At 69.5% G+C, this 19,384-nt stretch carries 12 protein-coding genes and 1 pseudogene; 7 read left to right on the top strand and 6 right to left on the bottom strand.

The window, feature by feature from the left end:
* Positions 1–57 precede the first annotated feature (57 nt).
* The 5 genes from ACWCXX_RS29975 to eccE all read right to left on the bottom strand — a co-directional run bounded on the left by ACWCXX_RS29975 (position 58) and on the right by eccE (position 7,774).
* Positions 58–1,929, bottom strand: coding sequence for an ABC transporter substrate-binding protein (locus tag ACWCXX_RS29975; RefSeq protein ID WP_451132659.1), 1,872 nt, complete (start codon positions 1,927–1,929; stop codon positions 58–60).
* Between the two features lie 197 nt (positions 1,930–2,126).
* Positions 2,127–4,970: an SCO5717 family growth-regulating ATPase gene (locus ACWCXX_RS29970; protein ID WP_451132657.1), complete on the bottom strand. Its 2,844-nt coding sequence runs from the start codon at positions 4,968–4,970 to the stop codon at positions 2,127–2,129.
* Between the two features lie 406 nt (positions 4,971–5,376).
* Entirely contained in the window at positions 5,377–5,610 is a 234-nt protein-coding gene (locus ACWCXX_RS29965) for a DUF397 domain-containing protein (protein ID WP_148840450.1), read from the bottom strand.
* A gap of 86 nt (positions 5,611–5,696) precedes the next feature.
* Entirely contained in the window at positions 5,697–6,437 is a 741-nt protein-coding gene (locus ACWCXX_RS29960; protein WP_451132655.1) for a hypothetical protein, read from the bottom strand.
* Positions 6,434–7,774, bottom strand: coding sequence for a type VII secretion protein EccE (gene eccE / locus ACWCXX_RS29955; protein ID WP_451132653.1), 1,341 nt, complete (start codon positions 7,772–7,774; stop codon positions 6,434–6,436). The genes ACWCXX_RS29960 and eccE overlap by 4 nt, the downstream gene beginning before the upstream one ends.
* A 185-nt stretch (positions 7,775–7,959) precedes the next feature.
* Between eccE and eccB the strand changes: the two genes are divergently transcribed.
* The 7 genes and pseudogenes from eccB to ACWCXX_RS29920 all read left to right on the top strand — a co-directional run bounded on the left by eccB (position 7,960) and on the right by ACWCXX_RS29920 (position 15,225).
* Positions 7,960–9,492 carry a type VII secretion protein EccB gene (gene eccB / locus ACWCXX_RS29950; RefSeq protein ID WP_451132651.1) on the top strand — a complete coding sequence of 511 codons (1,533 nt, stop codon included), beginning with the start codon at positions 7,960–7,962 and terminating at the stop codon, positions 9,490–9,492.
* 13 nt (positions 9,493–9,505) lie between these two features.
* Positions 9,506–10,773, top strand: a pseudogene (gene mycP / locus ACWCXX_RS29945) (type VII secretion-associated serine protease mycosin).
* A gap of 168 nt (positions 10,774–10,941) precedes the next feature.
* A complete protein-coding gene (locus tag ACWCXX_RS29940) occupies positions 10,942–11,451 on the top strand; it encodes a hypothetical protein (protein ID WP_451132649.1) in 510 nt (169 codons plus the stop codon).
* Positions 11,444–13,063 (top strand): hypothetical protein, encoded by a 1,620-nt coding sequence (locus tag ACWCXX_RS29935; RefSeq protein ID WP_451132647.1) that lies wholly within the window; start codon positions 11,444–11,446, stop codon positions 13,061–13,063. Before ACWCXX_RS29940 ends, ACWCXX_RS29935 begins: the two co-directional genes overlap by 8 nt.
* Before the next feature lie 67 nt (positions 13,064–13,130).
* Positions 13,131–14,414, top strand: a complete 1,284-nt coding sequence (locus ACWCXX_RS29930; protein ID WP_451132699.1) for a S8 family serine peptidase — start codon at positions 13,131–13,133, stop codon at positions 14,412–14,414.
* Between the two features lie 84 nt (positions 14,415–14,498).
* Positions 14,499–14,858 (top strand): WXG100 family type VII secretion target, encoded by a 360-nt coding sequence (locus ACWCXX_RS29925; protein WP_451132645.1) that lies wholly within the window; start codon positions 14,499–14,501, stop codon positions 14,856–14,858.
* Positions 14,859–14,922: 64 nt separating this feature from the next.
* Positions 14,923–15,225: a WXG100 family type VII secretion target gene (locus ACWCXX_RS29920; RefSeq protein ID WP_451132643.1), complete on the top strand. Its 303-nt coding sequence runs from the start codon at positions 14,923–14,925 to the stop codon at positions 15,223–15,225.
* A gap of 143 nt (positions 15,226–15,368) precedes the next feature.
* Here ACWCXX_RS29920 and eccCa read toward each other — a convergent pair whose 3' ends face one another.
* A complete protein-coding gene (gene eccCa / locus ACWCXX_RS29915) occupies positions 15,369–19,343 on the bottom strand; it encodes a type VII secretion protein EccCa (protein WP_451132641.1) in 3,975 nt (1,324 codons plus the stop codon).
* Positions 19,344–19,384 lie beyond the last annotated feature (41 nt).

The raw sequence follows: 19,384 nt of genomic DNA, 5'->3' as shown, positions 1-19,384 counted from the left end.
GGGCCGACCGGTGGAGCGAGTGTTCCCCGGCCGGCCCCTCTTCACCCGTTCAGGTGATTACTCGCGGTCGTCCGCCGTGTTGCGGCGGCGCATCGCGACGAACAGCCCGCCACCGGCGAGCACCACGACCACCGCGATGATGCCGATGACGACGCCGGTCGAGCCCGACCCGCCGGAACCGTCCGAGCCCTCGCCGTCCGCCGGAACGGCCGACCACCAGCTCCAGTAACCGTCCTGGCCGTAGATGTTGCCCCCGGACTTCGGCATCGTCGTGATCGACTTGATCTGGTCGGTGCGGTACGCCTCGACCGCGTTCGGGTACGCGATGACGTTCATGTACCCGGAGTCGTACAGCCACGACTGCATCTGGTTGACGATCTCGGTGCGCTTGGCCGGGTCGTACTCGGCGAGCTGCTTCTTGTACAGCTCGTCGTACTTCTTGTCGCAGATGAAGTTGTCCGTGGAGGCGCTGTCCTTGGCCTTGGAGGGCAGCGCGGCACAGGTGTGGATGCCGAGGACGAAGTCCGGGTCCGGGTTGACGGACCAGCCGTCGAAGGCGAGGTCGTACTCGCCCGCGTACCAGGGCACGGAGACGTTGTCGAGGCAGTCGACCTTCAGGCCGATGCCGAGCTTGCCCCACCACTCCTTGAGGTACTTGCCGATCGCCTTGTCGTTCGGGTCCGTGGCGTGGCAGAGGATGCGCAGGTCGAGCGGCTTGCCGTCCTTGCCGACCCGCTGGTCGCCCTTGAGCGGGTAGCCCGCCTCGTCGAGCAGCTTCGCCGCCCTGGCCGGGTCGTACGCGAGGCTCTGCTCGGCGGTCGGCTTCCACTGGTACGCCGTGAAGCGCGGCGGGATGTAGCCCTGGCCCTCGACGGCGTGGCCCTGGAAGACCTTGTCGATGATGGTCTTGCGGTCGACGGACAGGAAGAGGGCCTGGCGCACCTTCTGGTCGAGAAGCGCCTTGTTGCCGTTGCCGAACTTCTTGCCGTCCTTGGTCTGCGCGCCCGGGTTGGTGGCCAGCGCGAAGAAGCGGCGGCCCGGCCCCTCGTTGACCTTGATGTTCTTGTCGCCCTTGAGGGAGTTGGCCTGGGCGGGCGTCAGCGCGGGGGAGCCGGCGACGAAGGAGACCTCGCCCTTGCGCAGGGCCGCGACCGCGGTGTCCTGGTCCTTGTACGTCTTGAAGACCAGCTCGTCGAACTTCGGCTTGCCGCGCCAGAAGTCCTTGTTGGCCTTGAGCTTCACATACTGGTCGACCTTGTAGTCGGTCACGACGAACGGCCCGTTCCCGACGATCGGGAAGGTCTTGTCGTTGTTGAACTTGGAGAAGTCACCGACCTTCTCCCAGACGTGCTTCGGGACGATCGGCACGTCGAGCGCGGCCATGGTGGCCTGCGGCTCCTTGAGTTCGATGACCAGCTGCGTCGGGCTGGGCGCCGTCACCTTCTTGAAGTTCGCGACGAAGCTGCCGTTGGCCTGCGCGGCGGCCTCGTCGGTCATCATCTTGTTGAACGTCCAGGCCGCGTCCTCGGCGGTGGCCTGCTGCCCGTCCGACCACTTGGAATCGGAGCGGATGGTGTACGTCCAGGTCAACTTGTCCGCGGACGGCTCCCACTTGGTGGCGAGACCGGGGATCGCGTGGTTGTCCTCGGGGTCGTAGTTGGTGAGGAAGTCGTACATGAGCCGGCTGATGCTGGTGCTCATGAGCCGCTGAGCGAGGAACGGGCTCAGCGAGTCCACGCTCTGCGCGACGGCGACGGTCAGCGTCGACTTGCCGCTGTCGGCGGCCTGCGCCTGCTGCGGCGCGGCGCCGAGGGGCACACCGGGTACGACGGAAGCGGCGGTCAGGGCCAGGGCGGCGGCACCGGAGGCCAGGAGGACGCGCAGGCGCGCGCGTGGCTGGACAGGGGACGGTGGAACTCTTTCGACCATGGTCGGGGACCTCGCGTCATGACTCGCACGGAGAAGGCGGGTTGATCTGTGGTTCGCCAGCTGGTGAAGCGAAGGTTTATCAGCGGTGGTCAAGCCCCGTCAACGGTCATCGAAACGGCGTGTGGTCTGCGGGAATGCACAAAGGGCCCACACCGTGGAGACGGTGCGGGCCCTCATTGGTTCAGACCTCTGAAGCCTTACTGCTGAGGCGCTGACGGTGGCTGCTGCTGCCATCCGCCGGGCGACGCGGGGCCGGGCTGCGGGGCCTGGCCGGGCTGTTGCTGATGGGGCGTCGGAGGAGGCCCGGCCGGGCCGGCCGGGGGCTGGGCCTGCGGGGGCGGCGACTGCTGCCAGCCGTTGCCCTGCACCGCAGGACCGGGGTGCGGCGGGTACGGCTGCGGGGGCTGCTGACCGCCGTACGGCTGCTGCTGCGGGTACGGCTGCTGCGGGGCGTACTGCTGCTGGCCGGGCATCGGCGGTGCGTACTGCGGGGGCGGCGTGGAGCCGTCCGAGGTCCAGAGCCCCTGCTGCTGCTGGGCGCGCGCGAAGTCCTCGGCGACCAGCGCGGAGAGGTTGAAGTACGCCTCGCGAGTCTTGGGCCGCATCATGTCGAGATCGACCTCGGCGCCCGCCGCCAGGTGCTCGTCGAACGGCACGACCACCACACCGCGGCAGCGCGTCTCGAAGTGCTGCACGATGTCGTCGACCTTGATCATCTTTCCGGTCTCGCGGACCCCGGAGATGACCGTGAGGGAGCGCTGCACCAGCTCCGCGTAGCCGTGCGCCGAGAGCCAGTCCAGGGTGGTGGACGCGCTGGACGCACCGTCGACCGACGGCGTCGAGATGATGATCAACTGGTCGGCGAGGTCCAGCACCCCGCGCATCGCGCTGTAGAGCAGGCCGGTGCCCGAGTCGGTGAGGATGATCGGGTACTGCTTGCCCAGCACGTCGATGGCGCGCCGGTAGTCCTCGTCGTTGAACGTCGTGGAGACCGCCGGGTCCACGTCGTTGGCGATGATCTCCAGTCCGGAGGGCGCCTGCGAGGTGAAGCGGCGGATGTCCATGTACGAGTTGAGGTACGGGATCGCCTGGACCAGGTCACGGATGGTGGCCCCGGTCTCCCGGCGCACCCGGCGCCCGAGCGTGCCCGCGTCCGGGTTGGCGTCGATGGCGAGGATCTTGTCCTGCCGCTCGGTGGCCAGGGTCGCGCCGAGGGCGGTGGTCGTCGTGGTCTTGCCGACGCCGCCCTTGAGGCTGATGACCGCGATCCGGTAGCAGGACAGCACCGGCGTACGGATCAGGTCGAGCCTGCGCTGCCGCTCGGCCTCCTCCTTCTTGCCGCCCAGCTTGAAGCGGGACACCCCGGACGGGTTGCGGCTGCTCTTCGCCTTCTGCTTGCCCCGGACCAGCCGGTCGGAGGAGAGCTCCACGGCCGCCGTGTACCCGAGCGGTGCGCCGGGCACGGAACGCTCGCGCTGGTCGTGGGTGACCGGGTTCGGCCAGGCGGCCCCGGTGCGCGGGTCGACGGGCTGCCCCTGCTGCCCCTGGGGCTGCTGAGGCGCCTGGTGCTGTTCCTGGGGCTGCTGGGCGGGCGGCTGCGGTGCGCCCTGTGCGGGCAGGTGCGGCGCGGCCTGAGCCGACCGCTGGGGCACCTGGGGCGGCAGGGGTGCCTGTGCGCCCTGGGGTGCCTGAGGCGGCAGGGGCATGCCTTGCTGCGCGGGCCACTGAGCTGCCTGCGGCGGCTGGGGAGCCTGTTGCCCCTGGGACGGCTGAGAGGTCTGGGGCGGCTGAGAGGCATGGGGGGTTTGTGCCGCCTGCGCCGCCTGCGGGAACCCGTAGCCGCCCTGCGGAGGTTGCGGGGCTTGCGCTGCCTGCGGGAACCCGTAGCCGCCCTGCGGCGGTGTCTGCTGGGCGGGGGGCGCGGTCTGCTGCGGGAACCCGTAACCGCCCTGCGGCTGCTGGGGCGTCCCGGCCCCGGGGAACCCGTAGCCACCGGCCGCCTGGCCGCCCGGCGCCGGAGCCGGGTCAGGCATCGGTGCCGGAGCAGGGGCGGGAGCAGGTGCCGGGGCGGGCGTCGCGGCGGGCCACTGCTGTGCGGGCTGCGGCGCGGCGGGCTGGAAGGCGGGCGGCAGCGGCGGCAGGGCACCCTGCGGTGGCGGCGCCGGTGCCCAGGGCTGTGGCGCGGCGGGCGGCGGGGTGCTCTGCGGCGCGGCGGCGGGCGGCGCGTCCTGCGGCACCGCGTCCGTGGCGACGTCCGAGGGTGCGGGGCCCACCGGTCCGTCGGCGCCCTCCTGCACGCCCGGTGCCGCAGTACCGGCGGACTCCGGGGCACCGATCGCGGAACCGGCCGGGGCGACGCCGTCGGACGCCCCCGTGACGGACTCCGCCGACGCGGAACCGGAACCGGGGGCCCCGTCCGCACCCGTACGGTCGGCACCGATACCGGAGCCGGTGTCCACGGATCCCAGGTCCGAGGGCCCGACATCCACGGACCCCAGGTCCGAGGGCCCGACTCCCGAGCCGTAACCGGAACCCGGACCGTCCGTCCCCCCGGCCCCGTCCGTGCCGGCGGCGCTTCCCCCGGCGCCTCCCTCGATCTCCGCGATCTGCCGCTTCAGCGAGGCCGGCGAGAACCGCACCGTCGAGCCGCTCTCCACGTCCCCGTCCCCGACCCCGAACGGGGCCGACGTGCCAGCGGTGGCCCCCGCCTCCGGCGCGGAGGAGGACGCGGGGTCGTTCCCCGCGGCCGGGGCGTCCGCCGAGGCCCGGACCGGGGCCGGGGCGGGCGGTGCCGGAACCCAGTCGGAGTCCGCCCCGTTCCCGGTCGGCGGCGCGGGCACGGACAGCGGCGCGCCGGTGGGCGGCGGCGGGGCCAGGTGCGTTCCGGCGCCCGACGAGTCCCCCGGTGAGTTCTGCGTGTACCAGGCGGGCGGGGTGTAGTCGATGGTGAACTCACCCGTCATCTCGACGGGCTCCGCGTCGGACGACTCGTCGACGGGCTTGTTCCAGCCCCCGCGGATCTCGTCCCGATCGCCGTTCACTTTGCCTCCTGGTGTGGTCGAGCACCCTTGTGCGGTCATGGGTGGGGGCGACCGTTTCCGTCTGTCCGACCGCCCGGCTCTCCCCCTGGGACACGCATCGCCTGCCCGCAGGTTCTTCTGCCGCGCCCGGACCCACCCTAATCGCCATGGTGCCCCCTGCGGCAGGCCGTACCGCAGGGCAGAAACTGTCCAGTAGGTCACGTACCGGCCTGCAAGCCCCCAGGGTGCGACAGAGCCCATGGAACGAATCGGGTGATGCGCCGCACAGTTGGGCACAACGCATTTGAACGCAACGTACCGGGGCGGTCCGTTTCCAGTATGGGCACATCGCATCGACCGGTACCCGTGCATGAGGAAAGGGGCGGCCGTCGTGTGCGGACGGCCGCCCCTTCCACCCGGTCATCGACTACGCGAGGTCGAACTCACCGTCCCGGGCGCCCAGTACGAAGGCACGCCACTCGGCCTCCGTGTACCGCAACACGGTCTCCGGGTCCAGCGACGAACGCATGGCGACCGCGCCGCCCGGCAGATGCGCGATCTCGACCCGCTCCTCGACGTCCTCGGTGCCCGGCGCGCTCAGCCACGTCACATCCGAGATGTCGAGAGCGTAGAGCTCTTCCTTTTCCTGCTGGGTGCCCATGTCGGCGTCCCTTTCGATCGAACTGTGTCGTTGCCCGGCCATCTTCCCCGGAAGCGGTGGGTCCGGGGCGGCGAACGGAACAGTATTCAGTCCATCCGGCGAGCGGCGCCCAACAGGCCGTTCTCGACCTCCGTCGCACCCGTCACCACCCAGTGGCGCTCGCGGCCCGCCACCCAGAGCGTGACCCCGTCCGCCAGGGTGGGCAGGGCCTCGCTCTCGACGCGGGCGAGCCCCAGGATTTCGCCGATCCGGTCCGCCTCGTCGGGCGAGACCCGCTGGACGCCCACGAGCGCCGACGCCCGCATCAACCGTGGCGCCACCGGGCTCAGATAGGGCAACAGCGTCAGCACCGACTGCCACGGCGAGGACACCACCCGGCCCCGGGGCGGGCGCATGCCGCAGTCCCGTACCACCACCACCGGACTGCCCACGGTCGCTCCGGTCGGCGGAACCCGGCCCACGTCGTGGAGGGACACGCACTCGAGACCGGCACCCGCGGCCTGCGCCAGAGCGGTCCACGCCTGGGCGCGCCCGGTCTCGACCGCCACCCGCGCCCCCGTGGCCGCCGCCCGCAGCGCCAGCACCTGCGCGGTCCACAACCCACCGATCAACAGGACGTCGTACGGCACCGGGCGATGGAAGCCGACCATCCGCGTGTGCCCCTCGGCATCGGTGCCGATGATCACGCCGTCGTCCCCGACCGGCAACGACAGTGCGCCCAGGTGCTCCGCGGCCAGCGTGTGCCCCGCGTGACGAGGACCGCGCAGCCCGCGCCCCGGTCCGATACGACGCGCCGGCCCGCGCCCCGGTACGGTGCCACGCCTCATCGTGCGCCTCCCAGCGGGAGCGTCGCCAGTACACCCGGCAGTTGCTCGCGGTCCAGCCGCACCAGGCCGACCTTCGCATGCCGGGCGGCCTGCTCCAACGTCCTTCGCATTCCGACCAGTTCGGTGTCGGAGCCGCCGGTGATCCGTACATGACCGGACACGGACACATCGCCCCGGCGCACACCGTGCCGCACCGTCAGACTGAAGGCCGTCGCATACGCGGGCACCTGGGTCAGCAGCGAGACGAGGCGTGGCAGGGGCGTCGCCCCCCGGCCCAACTCGGGCCAACGGTCCACCGCGTAGGCGGTGTGCCAACGGTCGTCGCACCGCCAGACCCTCGACGTCTCCGCCGTCCGCCGCTGCGGTACGGCCCCCTGCTGCCCGGCACGGGCCGACAGGACGGGATTGGCACACACGGACGTGGCCACGGCCGAGTGCAGCTCCTCCTGGTCCAGCACCACGGCCCGGAACCCGGCACCGGTGATCCGGCTCGCCACATGGTCCGCGACCCGGACCAGACAGCGCTGCGCCCCGCCGATCCCGCCCCCGCGCGCCTCGACCGCCTCCCGGCACAGCTCCGGGTCCAGCTTCACCGCCACCCAGGTCGTGCGCAGCGCGGGCGCCCCGGTCTGCTCCTGGAGCGGGGCGTAGGCGAGCCGCGCCGTCGACCGCTGCGGCAGATGCTGCGCCGGAGCGGGGCGCACCTGCTGCACCAGCTGCGCGGACTCCAGCACGATGTCGTCCACCGAGAGGGCATCGCCCAGCAGGGACAGCGGGAACGCCCGCTCGCCGTGCGCCCGGCGCAGCGATTCACCACCGGCCTCGACCCGCACGACAGCGGTCAGGAACGTACCGTCCCCGACCATGCCCACCGTGCGACGGTTCCGGTCGACATGGGCGTACGGGGCGAAGCCCGGCACGCCTTCCGCCACCGGCGCCAGCTGCGGCTCCGTGTCCGCGGCGGGCGCCCCGGCCGCTCGCCCGCGTCCACGGAGCGCGAGCGTCGTCGACACCCACTCCGGCACGGCGCGGCCCCGGCGGCGCAACACCGCGAGCAGCACCAGCAGACAGGCGACCACGCCCGTGGGAACCAGCCAGATGCCATTGAGCACAACACCCACCGCGGCGAGCGCCAGGGCTGCCTCGACGAGCACCAACCGCCGCAGTACGGGGCCGGAACGGCCGGCCCGGGAAGCCGGGCGCGGAGTGGTCGCCGCAGGAGGATTCACCGACGGGACGGGGGCCGGGCCGGCCGGTTCGTTGCTGCGTTGCCATCGGGAAGGGGAAGACGGTCGGCGGGTGGACCGCCCCGTGCGCTCGCGCGTCGCCGAACCCATCGCCGCATTGCCCCCTCGTGTTCCCGGTTACCGTTCTTCTCACGGGTGTTGACCGGGCGATCACCCTAACCCGAGCAGCGGTGGCCGAACGCCAACGGGCATAGTGGGGAGCCCGGTCGAGGACGTTTGCTCATGAACCATGTGGCAATCTGGTTGCCCACCGGGGGAAAAGGGGCAGCGGACAGATGGCATCACGGCGGGACGAACTCAACGCCTATACCTTCGCGAAACGGAGACTGGTCGCACAGTTCCTGCAACCCAACGCGACCGGTTCGGAGGAGGGCGCGCCGCGCCCCCTGCGCGCGGTGGTGCCCGGTGCGGTCGTCGGCGTTGTGATCCTCGCGGGGTTCGGGGCGTGGGGGATGTTCAAACCGGCGGCTCCCCAGGGCTGGGACACCCCCTACGAGAACGTCATCATCGCCGGCAAGTCCACCACGCGCTATGTGGTGTTGAAGACCAACGGCAGGAAACAGCTCCACCCGGTGCTGAACATGTCCTCCGCCAGACTCCTCCTCGCCCCGGACAAGGGCAAGGTCATCAAGGTCGACGAATCGGTCCTCGACAACGGCAGGATTCCCCGCGGCGCCACCCTCGGCATCCCGTACGCCCCCGACCGGCTGCCGGACGGGAAGGAAGCCGGTTCGAAGAAGCGGTGGGCCGTCTGCGAGCGGCCCGGCCAGGGCGGCAGGGCCATCCAGAAGGCGGCGTTCGTCCTCGCGGAGCGCGAGCAGGAGAAGACCGAGGGCACGGACCGGCTGCGCGGCGGCGAACTGCTGTACGTCGAAGGGCCGGGGCCGGACCGGACCCGCTACATCGTGGACGCCAGGGGCAGGGCGTACCGGGTGAAGAAGGACGAACTCCTGCTCCGCACCCTGATCGACGACAACCGCGCCCCCCAACGGGTCTCCGCCGCCTGGCTGGCAACCCTGCACACCGGGGACGCGATCGACTTCCCGGTGCTCCCCGGCCCCCTCGGCGTCGACGCGGGCATCCAGGGACAACTGCCGCCCGGGGCCGACAAGGTGGGCACGGTCCTCGCGGCGACGTCCGGCACCAGGACCCAGCAGTACGTGGTCCTGCCCGGCCGGGTCGCCCCCGTGTCGGACTTCGTCGCGAAGCTCCTGCTCAACAGCCGCCCCCTGGTCGACCTCGGCCAGGACGGCAGGGCGAGGCACGTCAGCGCCGGAGCGTTCGAACCCGGCGAGCCCTTCGAACAGGACCGGAACTGGCCCACGCACGAACCGAGGACCGTCAACTCCGCGAGCACCAGGGCAGGCAGCCGCAACACCGTGTGCAACGTCCTGCGCGACGTCGCCACGAAGGACGGGTCCGAAACGCTCAGCACATGGGCGGGCAAGGGCTTCCCCGCAACGCTCCCCACCGGCTCCAGCAGCGCCTACGTCACCCCCGGATCCGGCCAGCTCTTCCGCCAGTTCAAGGGGGCCGATGTCGACTCCGGCCCGCTCTTCCTGGTCACCGACACCGGTCTGCGCTACGCCATGCAGTCCAACGGGGACAGCGTCCAGGACGACTCCGGCATCGGCGAATCGGGCTCGAAGAAGGAGAGGGAGCAGCGGCGGCAGGAGGCACAACAGGCGCAGAACCGGCTCGGATACAAGGACGTCGTGCCCGCCCCCGTCCCCGCCGCCTGGTCCTCGTTCCTGCCCACGGGACCGCGCCTGTCGACCGGCGCGGCACGCCAGCCGCAGGGTTCCTGAGGAGCGCATCCGCATGACGACGCACCTCTTCCTGCCGTACCGGCGTCCGCTGACGGCCGCAGCCGCCACCGTCCTCCTCCTCGTCGCCCTGCCCGTGCCGTCCGCCGCCGCGGACGACTCGACCCAGTGCACCTTCCCCTCGGAGAAGTACCCGGGCCGCCCCTGGTCGTTGCAGCGCGTCCTGATGGACGAGTTGTGGGAGCAGTCCACCGGCGAGGGGGTGCGGGTGGCCGTCATCGACACGGGCGTGGACATCAAGAATCCCCAGCTCAAAGAGGCCGTGGATGTCAGGAGCGGCCACAACTTCCTGCAGAAGGGCCTCAAGGACGAGAACGGCCGCAGGATCGCGCGCGGCAAGGAGGACGGCACCACCGACACGGTCGGCCACGGCACCAAGGTCGCCGGAATCATCGCCGCGCGAGAAGGGAAGGGCACCGGTTTCACCGGCCTGGCCCCGGACGCGACGATCATCCCGATCCAGCAGAACGACGCCGAGGGCCACGGAACGGCCGAAACGCTGGCCGAGGCCATTCGCTACGCGGCCGGCACCGCCCACGCGGACATCATCAACATCTCCCAGGACACGGCCAACGCGGTGAAGCCCGCGGAGATCCTGAAGCAGGAGGTGGACGCCGCCCTGGCCAAGGAGATCGTGATCGTCGCCTCCGCCGGCAACGACGGGCTCGGCGGCAACGTCAAGAAGACCTACCCGGCCTCGTACGAGGGCGTCCTGGCCGTGGCCGCGTCCGACCGCAACAACGAGCGGGCGGCCTTCTCCCAGTCCGGCGATTTCGTGGGCGTGGCCGCCCCCGGCGTGGACATGATCTCGACGGTCCCAAGGGCGGACACTGCGCCGACAACGGCACCAGCTTCTCGGCCCCGTACGTCGCGGGAGTCGCCGCCCTGATCAAGGCCAAGCACCCGGACTGGACGCGGAAACAGATCGTCGCCCAGATCCAGCAGACGGCGGAACGCTCGGTCGCCGGCCACGACCGCCTGGTGGGCTGGGGCGTGGTCGACCCGGTGCGGGCCCTGACCGAGGACGACAAGCCCATCGAACAGCCGGTGGCGAACGAAGGCATGAGCAGGGGCGAGGCGCCGACACCGGCCGAATTCCACCTGGGCGAAACGGCGGACGAACGCAACGCCCGCCTGGCGACCTACGTGATGGTGGGCGGAGCGGTACTGGTCGCTGCGATCGCGGGCACCGCCGTGGCCGTACGCGATGCTCGACGGCGGTCCGGGCGCCCGGGAAGAGCTGGCAACGCGGGCAATTCCTGACCAGGAGTCAGGCGGAAATTGATCGGTGGAACTCGCCGTACAAGTAGGAGAGTTGGCCCTGTCATTGCCAGTGGCTAGAGTTCATGGCTTGGCGTCAGATCCGTTCACGAGGGTGCGATAGCAACGAGTGACGGTCTGAGCAAACGGGGAATCGGGGAGGGCAGCATCGTGATCTTGGCCGGTCCAGGTGACGGTGGGGGAGGCTCGGGCAACCTCCGGCGTGGCGTCGGCGCGCTGGAAAAGTTCAGGGGACGCGTCAATACGCTCCTGGCGGAGCTCGAAGGTTCGGCCGCCGGCAAGTCGAAGATCGCGGCACAGACGGTGTCGCGCGCGGCCCTGAGTGGCCAGAACACATGCTTTGCGGAAGCAGACGGCCTGTACGCCCAGTACAACCGGGTCCACGAGGCGCTCGTCTCGCTCTCCAGGTCACTCGGCGACCAGATCGAATACCTGAGCATCGGCGTGCACGCGGCAGCGGTCGGCTTCGACAACGTGGACGACGACGCACGGCGCCGGTTCTACGAGATCCAGGTCCGCCTGGACAAGGAGCACGAGCTGGACAAGGAGCACGAGAAGGCGGGGGCCGAGAGGGCTGACAGGGCGGGCAGGCCTGAGCAGCCGCGTTCCGATGGCAAGGCCGGCTCTGCCTACGACGACCTGGAGATGGCTGATGAGTGACGCCAAGCAACCAGAACTGACCCCCAAGGAACAGCGGGCGCAGGACCAGCAACGCATCCAGAACCAGCTGATCGCCACCGACGTCAACCGGCAGTCCCAGAACGTCATGGATGCCTTCGGCGGGAGTTCGGGCCCCTCAGGACGTACCTCGTTCGAGGGATGCGATCTCAACGCGATGATCGACCTGATCGAGAACTCCAATCCGGAGCACCTCGAAGACGCGGGTGGGGCGCTCCTGAAGGCAAGGACGGCCATCAAGGACGCCGCGAAGGAACTGGGCGACTTCATCAAGGGTGTCGACTGGGAGGGCGAGTCCGGAACTGCCTTCCGCGACTGGGGAAACGGCCTGGTCGCCCACGCGATGAAGCTGGGAGATTTCGCGGAGGCGGCAGGCACTCAAATCACAGTCGCGGGCACGGGCCTCGCATCGGTGCGCAAATCCCTGCCACCGCGCGACAACCGCCTGAGCCCCAAGTCCGTCGAGGAGATCGAGGCCCCGAAGCGGATCGACGGCAACCCGGAGTACGCCGCGGCGGTGAAGGTGGAGAAGGACCGCCAGGAGGCCATCAACCAGGCGAACAGGCTGGCTTCGTACTACTCGGTCTCGGCGGAGTCGCTGGCGGCGCAGGAACCGCCGCGATTCGACAAGAAGCTTGATGTTGCGATGCCGAGGCCGAGGGGCTGGAGGCGCGGACAGGCCGAGGCAGGGGCCTCATCGCAGACAGATGTCGATGCTTCGGGGAAAGGCATGACATCCAGTAGCTCAGAGTACGTTGCAGCAGACAGCCCGGTCAGTGTCGGCGTTTCTGGTGGTCAAGCTCCCGCTGAGGTGCTCGGAACTTCATCAGTGCTGGACAAGAGCACCTCGACGGAGATCGACAGCGTGACAGTGCCACAGGTACCTGTGGCAGTTTCCGACACACCCCCCATGCCCTCGACTGCAAACCCTACGGGTCCGAGCACGAGCCCGGCTCTGCCCGTAGCAAATAGCTTTGTGAACCCTGTGGCAGACAGTTCACGACGGTCCCCGACACCAACTGGCTTGCCCAGAATGATCGGACAACCCGGAAACAGCGGTCCCGCGAACAGTGGACCTGTGTCGAATGGACGCACTGGAGGTCCGGTCGGACGGCCGTCCATGCTGGGTGGTGGCCCGGGGCCGGGCATGCCCGGCCGCTCTGGTGGGAGCGGAAATCAGTCACCTTTTGTTGGTCGGCCCGGTGTGATCGGAGGCGGGCCCGCAGCAGGTACCCCCAAGCATCCTGGTCCGCCTGTTGGCCGGACAAGCGGCATCGTGGGCGGAACCTCGCAGCGCCCCGCTCCGGGTGCAGGTACGTCCGGAAAGGCTTGTGGTGTTCCGCGAGGTGGGGTTATCGGAGCTGGCGGAACGAACAAGGCGCCTCGCCCCAGCGGGCGGGGTACTCCCAGTTCGAACGGCGTTGTGGGTGTGCCCCGCAGCGATGTTTCGGGAACAGGATCGGCTGCAAAAGGCTTCACTCCCGGAGGTGCAGGCCTTGTACGTGGATCCGCAGACCGGCAGGGCTCTGATAGCGAAGACCAGAACAACAATACCCTGCGTCCTGACCACCTGACAGAAAACAGAGATGCATAGGGAGCCGGACGGCATGGAGTCGCACCTGCGGCGATCGAATAGGCATAGGGAAGGTTCGAAATTCAGGATGACAGCGGAGACGAGTCAGACTCGGAAGCGCCGCGCACCTCTCGGAGTTTCGGGTTGCCTACTTGGCACGATGGTTGCAGCCGCTGCCTGGAGCGTGGGGCTCTCAGGTTTCGCTCCCCCTGCGGTCGCTGCGGACGTGCAGTCGAAGCAGTGGTACCTCAGTGCCATGCACGCGGAGGAGATGTGGAAGGTCACTACGGGCGAAGGCGTCAAGGTCGTGGTCATCGACTCCGGTGTCAACCCAACGACGCCATCCTTGCAGGGGCAGGTTCTGAAGGGGCTTGATGCCACAGGGGCTGACGGCGATGAGTACGACGATTATGACGGGCATGGCACGACCATGGCTGAGCTGATCGCGGGGACGGGTAAGGGCGGAGGACTGCAAGGCCTTTCTCCGGGCGCAAAGATTATCCCGATGCGAATCACTGATACAGAATTCCAGAACACGCATTCAGTGAATGCCAACGATGCTGCGGATGCTATTCGTGCCGCAGCGGACAGCGATGCGCAGATTATTAGCATGTCGTTCGGTAGCGAGTTCCCGGACAGAAAAGAGCGAGCGGCGGTAAAGTATGCGCAAGGTAAAGGGAAACTCTTCTTTGCGGCTGTTGGCAACGAAGCCAAAAAAGGTAACAAAGAAGAGTATCCTGCCGCATATCCAGAGGTCGTAGGTGTCGCCGCAACCGATCGAACAGGCAGAGTGTCTGATACCTCCCAGCACGGTGATTTTGTAGACGTCGCCGCCCCTGGGGATGATGTGCCATTCTGGTGCGATCAGAAGTTTGAGCGGTATTGCCAGGGAAATGGTGGAACCAGCGCAGCCACTGCCATCACATCAGCCGCCGCCGCCCTGATCTGGTCCGCTCACCCCGACTGGACAGCCAACCAAGTTCTCAACGTCCTCTTCGACACGGCTGGGCGAGGAGACTGGAAAAAGGGCACCCTCAGCAACTATCTCGGCCACGGAATCATCCGCCCGGCCGTCAACATCCTCAAGGGCAAGGGCGACCCCGGCGACCCCGACATCAGCCCCCTCACCAAGGAGAGGACGTCCGGCTCCCCGGCTTCCTCCGCCCCATCCGCATCAGCTTCGTCGCAGCCCGAAAAGAACGACAAGAACGAAAAGAACGGAAAGGCCGACGACACCGCCCTGGCGGGTTCCGCTGCCGATGCCGAGAAGGACGACAACGGCCAACTGGGCCTGGTCCTCGGCGGAGTGGCAGCAGTCGTCGTGCTCGGTGGCGGAGCCTTCGCCCTCGCCCGTAGGCGTCGTACCGCCTGACCGGCGGCAGGTTCTCCATCCGTACTCACCGGCGAGTGAAGCCGGACCGAAAAAGAGCACCAGACCAGAAAGGAAGCCGAAGACATGGCTGATCAGAAGCTCTCGGATGCCGCCCTCCTCAAGCTGGAGGGCGAGCTCTCCACGCGGTTCGACTCCGTGAAGGGCCAGCTGAAGACGCTCCAGGCGACGATCGACAGCCTGGAAGGCGCTTGGAAGGGCATCGGCGCCGGAGCCTTCAACACCAAGCAGGAAGAGGTCAACCGGAAGATGGTCAGCATCGCCCATCGGCTCCTCAACTTCCAGGAGGCCATCAAGGCGGCGCGAACCATTTCGGGCAACACCGAGGACGAAATCCGGCAGGCCCTGCAGGGCGTCGATGTCGTCAGCGGTCACTCGGGGGACACGGCTGCAGAGGCCAGGATGTCGAACCTCAACAAGTTCTGACCCGGTCGGGCCCGCACCACGTACGACCCCTTCACGCCAAATCTAGATCACACGGGAGGACCGCATGCCGAACAACAACGACGGCACGATGGTTGTCACTTATTCGAGCCTGGACCTCGCGGCCGGCGCCATCGAGCGGCAGAGCAAGCAGCTCCAGGAGGACCTCGCGTCCATCAAGCGGATGATCGCCAATGTGTCCGAGCTCTGGGTGGGCGAAGCCAAGAGTGCCTACGACACCGCTCAGCGCGGCTGGGACAACGACGCCACGGCGATTCACAACGCCCTGAGCGAGATCTCCCGCAAGGTGCGCGAAGCCGGTGCCGCGTACCACGCCGGTGACAAGCGGGCGAGGGCCAACTTCGAGTAGAACTCGGCAGAAACACAGGTCGGGGTGGGCACACACGGGAGGTGCCCACCCCGACCTGTTGTGTTTCGAGCACCGAGCACCGAGCACCGAGCACCGGGGCGGGCGGGCGCAGCCCCGCCCCCCGGCACACAGCCCGCCCAGCCCTACCGCTCCTCGCCCACGAGCCCCGACTGCACCAGTGGATTCCCTCGCCGCCGCGTGACGAACACCCCGCGCCCCGGAGGCATCGGGCGCGGTCGTACGTTGCCGAGGACATCCCCCTCGACGGGGTCGCCCGAGAGCATCATGCCCTGCGCGCCCAGCTCCATGACGCGCTGCATGAACGGCTCGTACAGGGCCCGTCCGGCCCCCGCCGTGCTGCGGGCGATGATGAACCGGACACCGACGTCACGCGAGAACGGCAGCATCTCCGTCAGCCTGGCCAGCGGGTTCCCGCTGGAGGTGGAGACCAGGTCGTAGTCGTCGACGACCACGTACACCGTCGGCCCGTTCCACCAACTGCGTTCGCGCAGTTCCTGCGCCGTGACGTCGGGCGACGGCGTGCGGCGTTCCATCAGGTTGTACAGCGCGTCCACGTGGTGCTCCATGTTGTTGGACATGGGCACGTACTCCGCCAGGTGCGTCGCGGGGGTGACGTCCAGGAGCGTTCGCCGGTTGTCGATGACGAAGAACTTGCAGACGTTCCCGTCGTACCTCTCGCTCAGCTGCTTGATGAGCAGCCGCAGCAGGTTGGACTTGCCGGACTCGCTCTCGCCGAACACCAGGAAGAACGGGTCGCGTTCGAAGTCGAGGAAGACCGGCTCCAGGTTGTTCTCGTCGATGCCGAACGCGATGCCCCGCTCCGGATGCGCGTGGCCCGGGGGCAGCTCGTGCGCCGGGAGTTCGCGGGGCAGCAGCCGGACCGCCGGGGCGGGCGCCGCGGCCCAGTGCCGGGCGACCTCCCGGTTCATGGCCGCCGTCGCCTCGGAGAGGTCGCTGTCGGAGTTGATGCCGTCGATCCGCGGTACCGCGGCCATGAAGTGCAGCTTCTCCGGCGTGAGGCCACGGCCGGGCACGCCGGCCGGCACATTGGCCGCGGCCCTGCGGTCCAGTTCGGAGTCCATGACATCGCCGAGCCGCAGTTCGAGCCGGTTCATCAGGTGGTCCTTGAGATTGGCCCGGACCTCCATGGAGCGCGACGCCGTGACGATCAGATGGATGCCGTAGCCGAGACCGCGCGCCGCGATGTCCACGGCCGCGGCCTCCAGCCCCTCGTAGTCCGTGCGGAAGCTGCCCCAGCCGTCGATGAGCAGGAAGACGTCGCCCCACGGCTGGTCCGTGACCGGGATGTCGCCGCGCGCCCGCAGCCTGCGGAAGGTGGCGATGGAGTCGATGCCCGCGCTGCGGAAGTACTCCTCGCGCCGCGCCATGATCCCGTACACCTCGGAGACCGTGCGCCGCACCCGCTCCGGGTCGAGCCGGGAGGCGATCCCGCCGACGTGCGGCAGCCCGGAGACCGAGGCCATGCCGCCGCCACCGAAGTCCAGTCCGTAGAACTGGACCTCCTGGGGCGTGTGGGTGAGCGCGAAGCCCGCGACGAGGGTGCGCAGCAGCGTGGACTTGCCGGACTGCGGACCGCCGGTGATCTGCATGTGGCCCGCCGCCCCGGAGAAGTCCCGGTAGAGCGTGTCGCGCCGCTGCTCGTACGGCTTGTCGACCACACCGAGCGGTACGACGAGACGCCCCGAGCCCTCGAAGCCGGGCCGGGTCAGCCCGCGGCCCTCGACCGGGGAGAGCCCCGGCAGGAGCTCGTCCAGCGACGGCGGGGCCTCCAGCGGCGGGAGCCACACCTGGTGCGCGGAGGCGCCCCGGCCCTCCAGCCGGCGCACGATCACATCGAGCACCGTGTCCGCCAGGGCGTCGTCCTCCGGCGTACGCGCGGCGGGCACGGCGGCCCCGGCCCGCGGGCTCGGCTGCACGTACCGCACCGGCACCGGAGCCGCCGTGAACACCACCGGCCTGCGGTCCACCGGCAACGGGCCGGAGGGCACGGCCGACTGGGCGCCCGAGCGGTACACCCCGGAGACGTACGCGGCCTTGAAGCGCACCATCTCGTCCGTGCCGTACTTCAGATAGCCGGAACCGGGAACGTTGGGCAGGTGGTAGGCATCGGGCACGCCCAGCGCCGCCCGGGACTCGCCCGCCGAGAAGGTGCGCAGCCCGACCCGGTACGACAGATAGGTCTCCAGACCGCGCAACCGCCCCTCCTCCAGGCGCTGCGAGGCCAGCAGCAGATGGACGCCCAGCGAACGGCCGATGCGTCCGATCTGCACGAACATCTCGATGAAGTCGGGCTTGGCGGTGAGGAGTTCGCTGAACTCGTCGATGACCAGGACGAGGGAGGGGATCGGCTGCAGCGGGGCGCCCGCCGCGCGCGCCTTCTCGTAGTCGTGGATGTTGGCGTAGTTGCCCGCGTCGCGCAGCATCTCCTGTCGGCGGTTGAGCTCACCGCTGATGGAGTCGCCCATGCGGTCGACCAGGGTCAGGTCGTCCGCGAGGTTGGTGATCACCGCTGCGACGTGGGGCATCCGCGCCATACCGGCGAAGGTGGCACCGCCCTTGAAGTCCGCGAGGACGAAGTTGAGCGTCTCCGAGGTGTGGGTGACGGCGAGGCCGAGTACGAGCGTGCGCAGCAGTTCGGACTTGCCGGAACCGGTGGCGCCGACGCACAGGCCGTGCGGCCCCATGCCCTCCTGCGCCGCTTCCTTGAGATCCAGCATCACCGGGCCGCCGTCCTCGCCCACACCGATCGGGACGCGCAGCCGCTCCGTCCGGGAGCGGGCCCGCCAGGTCCTGCTGACATCGACCGAGGCCGCGTCACCGAGGTTCAGCAGATCGGTGAACTCCAGGTCGGCCAGCAGCGGTTCGTCCTCGTCCCCGCCCGAGGCCGCGCGCAGCGGCGCCAGCTGCCGGGCCAGCGCCTCGGCCGCCTCCGGGCCGAGCAGATCGGGAACGCCGTCGTAGACCAGCCCGTGCCCGGACTCCAGCCGCAGCGCGTCGGGACGCACCACGACGGACAGACCGCCGCGCGCCCCGTCGACCTCGCCCGGCAGGAGCTCGAGGACCGTCACGCCCTGGAGCCCCTCGGCCGCGGCGAGGGCCGACACCGGCGACACGGACCGGCCATCGAGCACGACGACGACATGCGGCCGGTCCATGAGCGGCTGGCCGTCGGGCTGGAAGCGCGGCCGGCCGTCGAGCCGGCCCGCGAGCATCTCCTCCAGCTCCGCGACGTCGGTGGTGATCAGACGGCGGCTGCCGGCCCCGTCGACGGTGCCCGGGGCCTGGACGTGCGGAAGCCATTTCGCCCAGTCCCAGTGCGGAGCGGCGTCCTGGCCCGTCGCGACGGCGACGACCAGATCCTCGGGGGAGTGCAGCGAGGCGAGCGAACCGACCATCGCACGGGCCGTGGAACGGACGGACTCCGCCTCGCCGCTGACGGTCAGGTGGTAGAAGGCGCGCAGCGAGACCGCCATGGGCAGGCCGTCCAGCGTGCTGTGGGCGGCCAGGAACCGCCGCATCGCCCCGGCGGTCAGCGGCTCCAGCTCATCGACCGGCGCGGTCTCGGGCGCGACGAGCGGCGTGGCGAGTTCCTGACGGCCCAGCCCGATGCGCACCTGCGCGAAGTCGGCGTCACCGACGCGGCGTTCCCACACCCGGCTGCCCTCGGCGACGAGCGCCCACAACTGGTCCGGGGACGGGTGGAGATAGAACTGGGCGTCGCGCTGCCTGCGGGCCGTCTCCAGCACGGCGCGTCTGGTCTGCGTCAGGTACTTCAGATAGTCGCGCCGCATGTCCGCGAGCTGACCCTGGGCACCCCGCCGGAAGCGGACGATCATCGCGATGGCCATGGCGACCGTCGACGCAATCATGATCATGCCCATGATCCGCATGATCGGGTTCGGGGTCATGAAGAAGAAGACGACGGAGCCGCCCATGCCGAGCATCGGCAGCAGCTGCATCATCATCCCCTCCTGCTGGCCGCGGGGCAGTTCGGGCGGAGATTGCAACTGCACCTGCCCCTCCGGCACTTCGGAGGGCAGGGCCCGTGGTGGGCGCTTGACGACGATCTGACTCACGGCTCACCAATTCCCTTGCCGGAAAGGGCTGTTCGTATCGG

It is taken from the genome of Streptomyces sp. NPDC001732, from assembly GCF_053596315.1.
The sequence above is the reverse complement of the archived record's forward strand: the minus strand, read 5'-3'. Positions and strand labels throughout refer to the sequence as shown.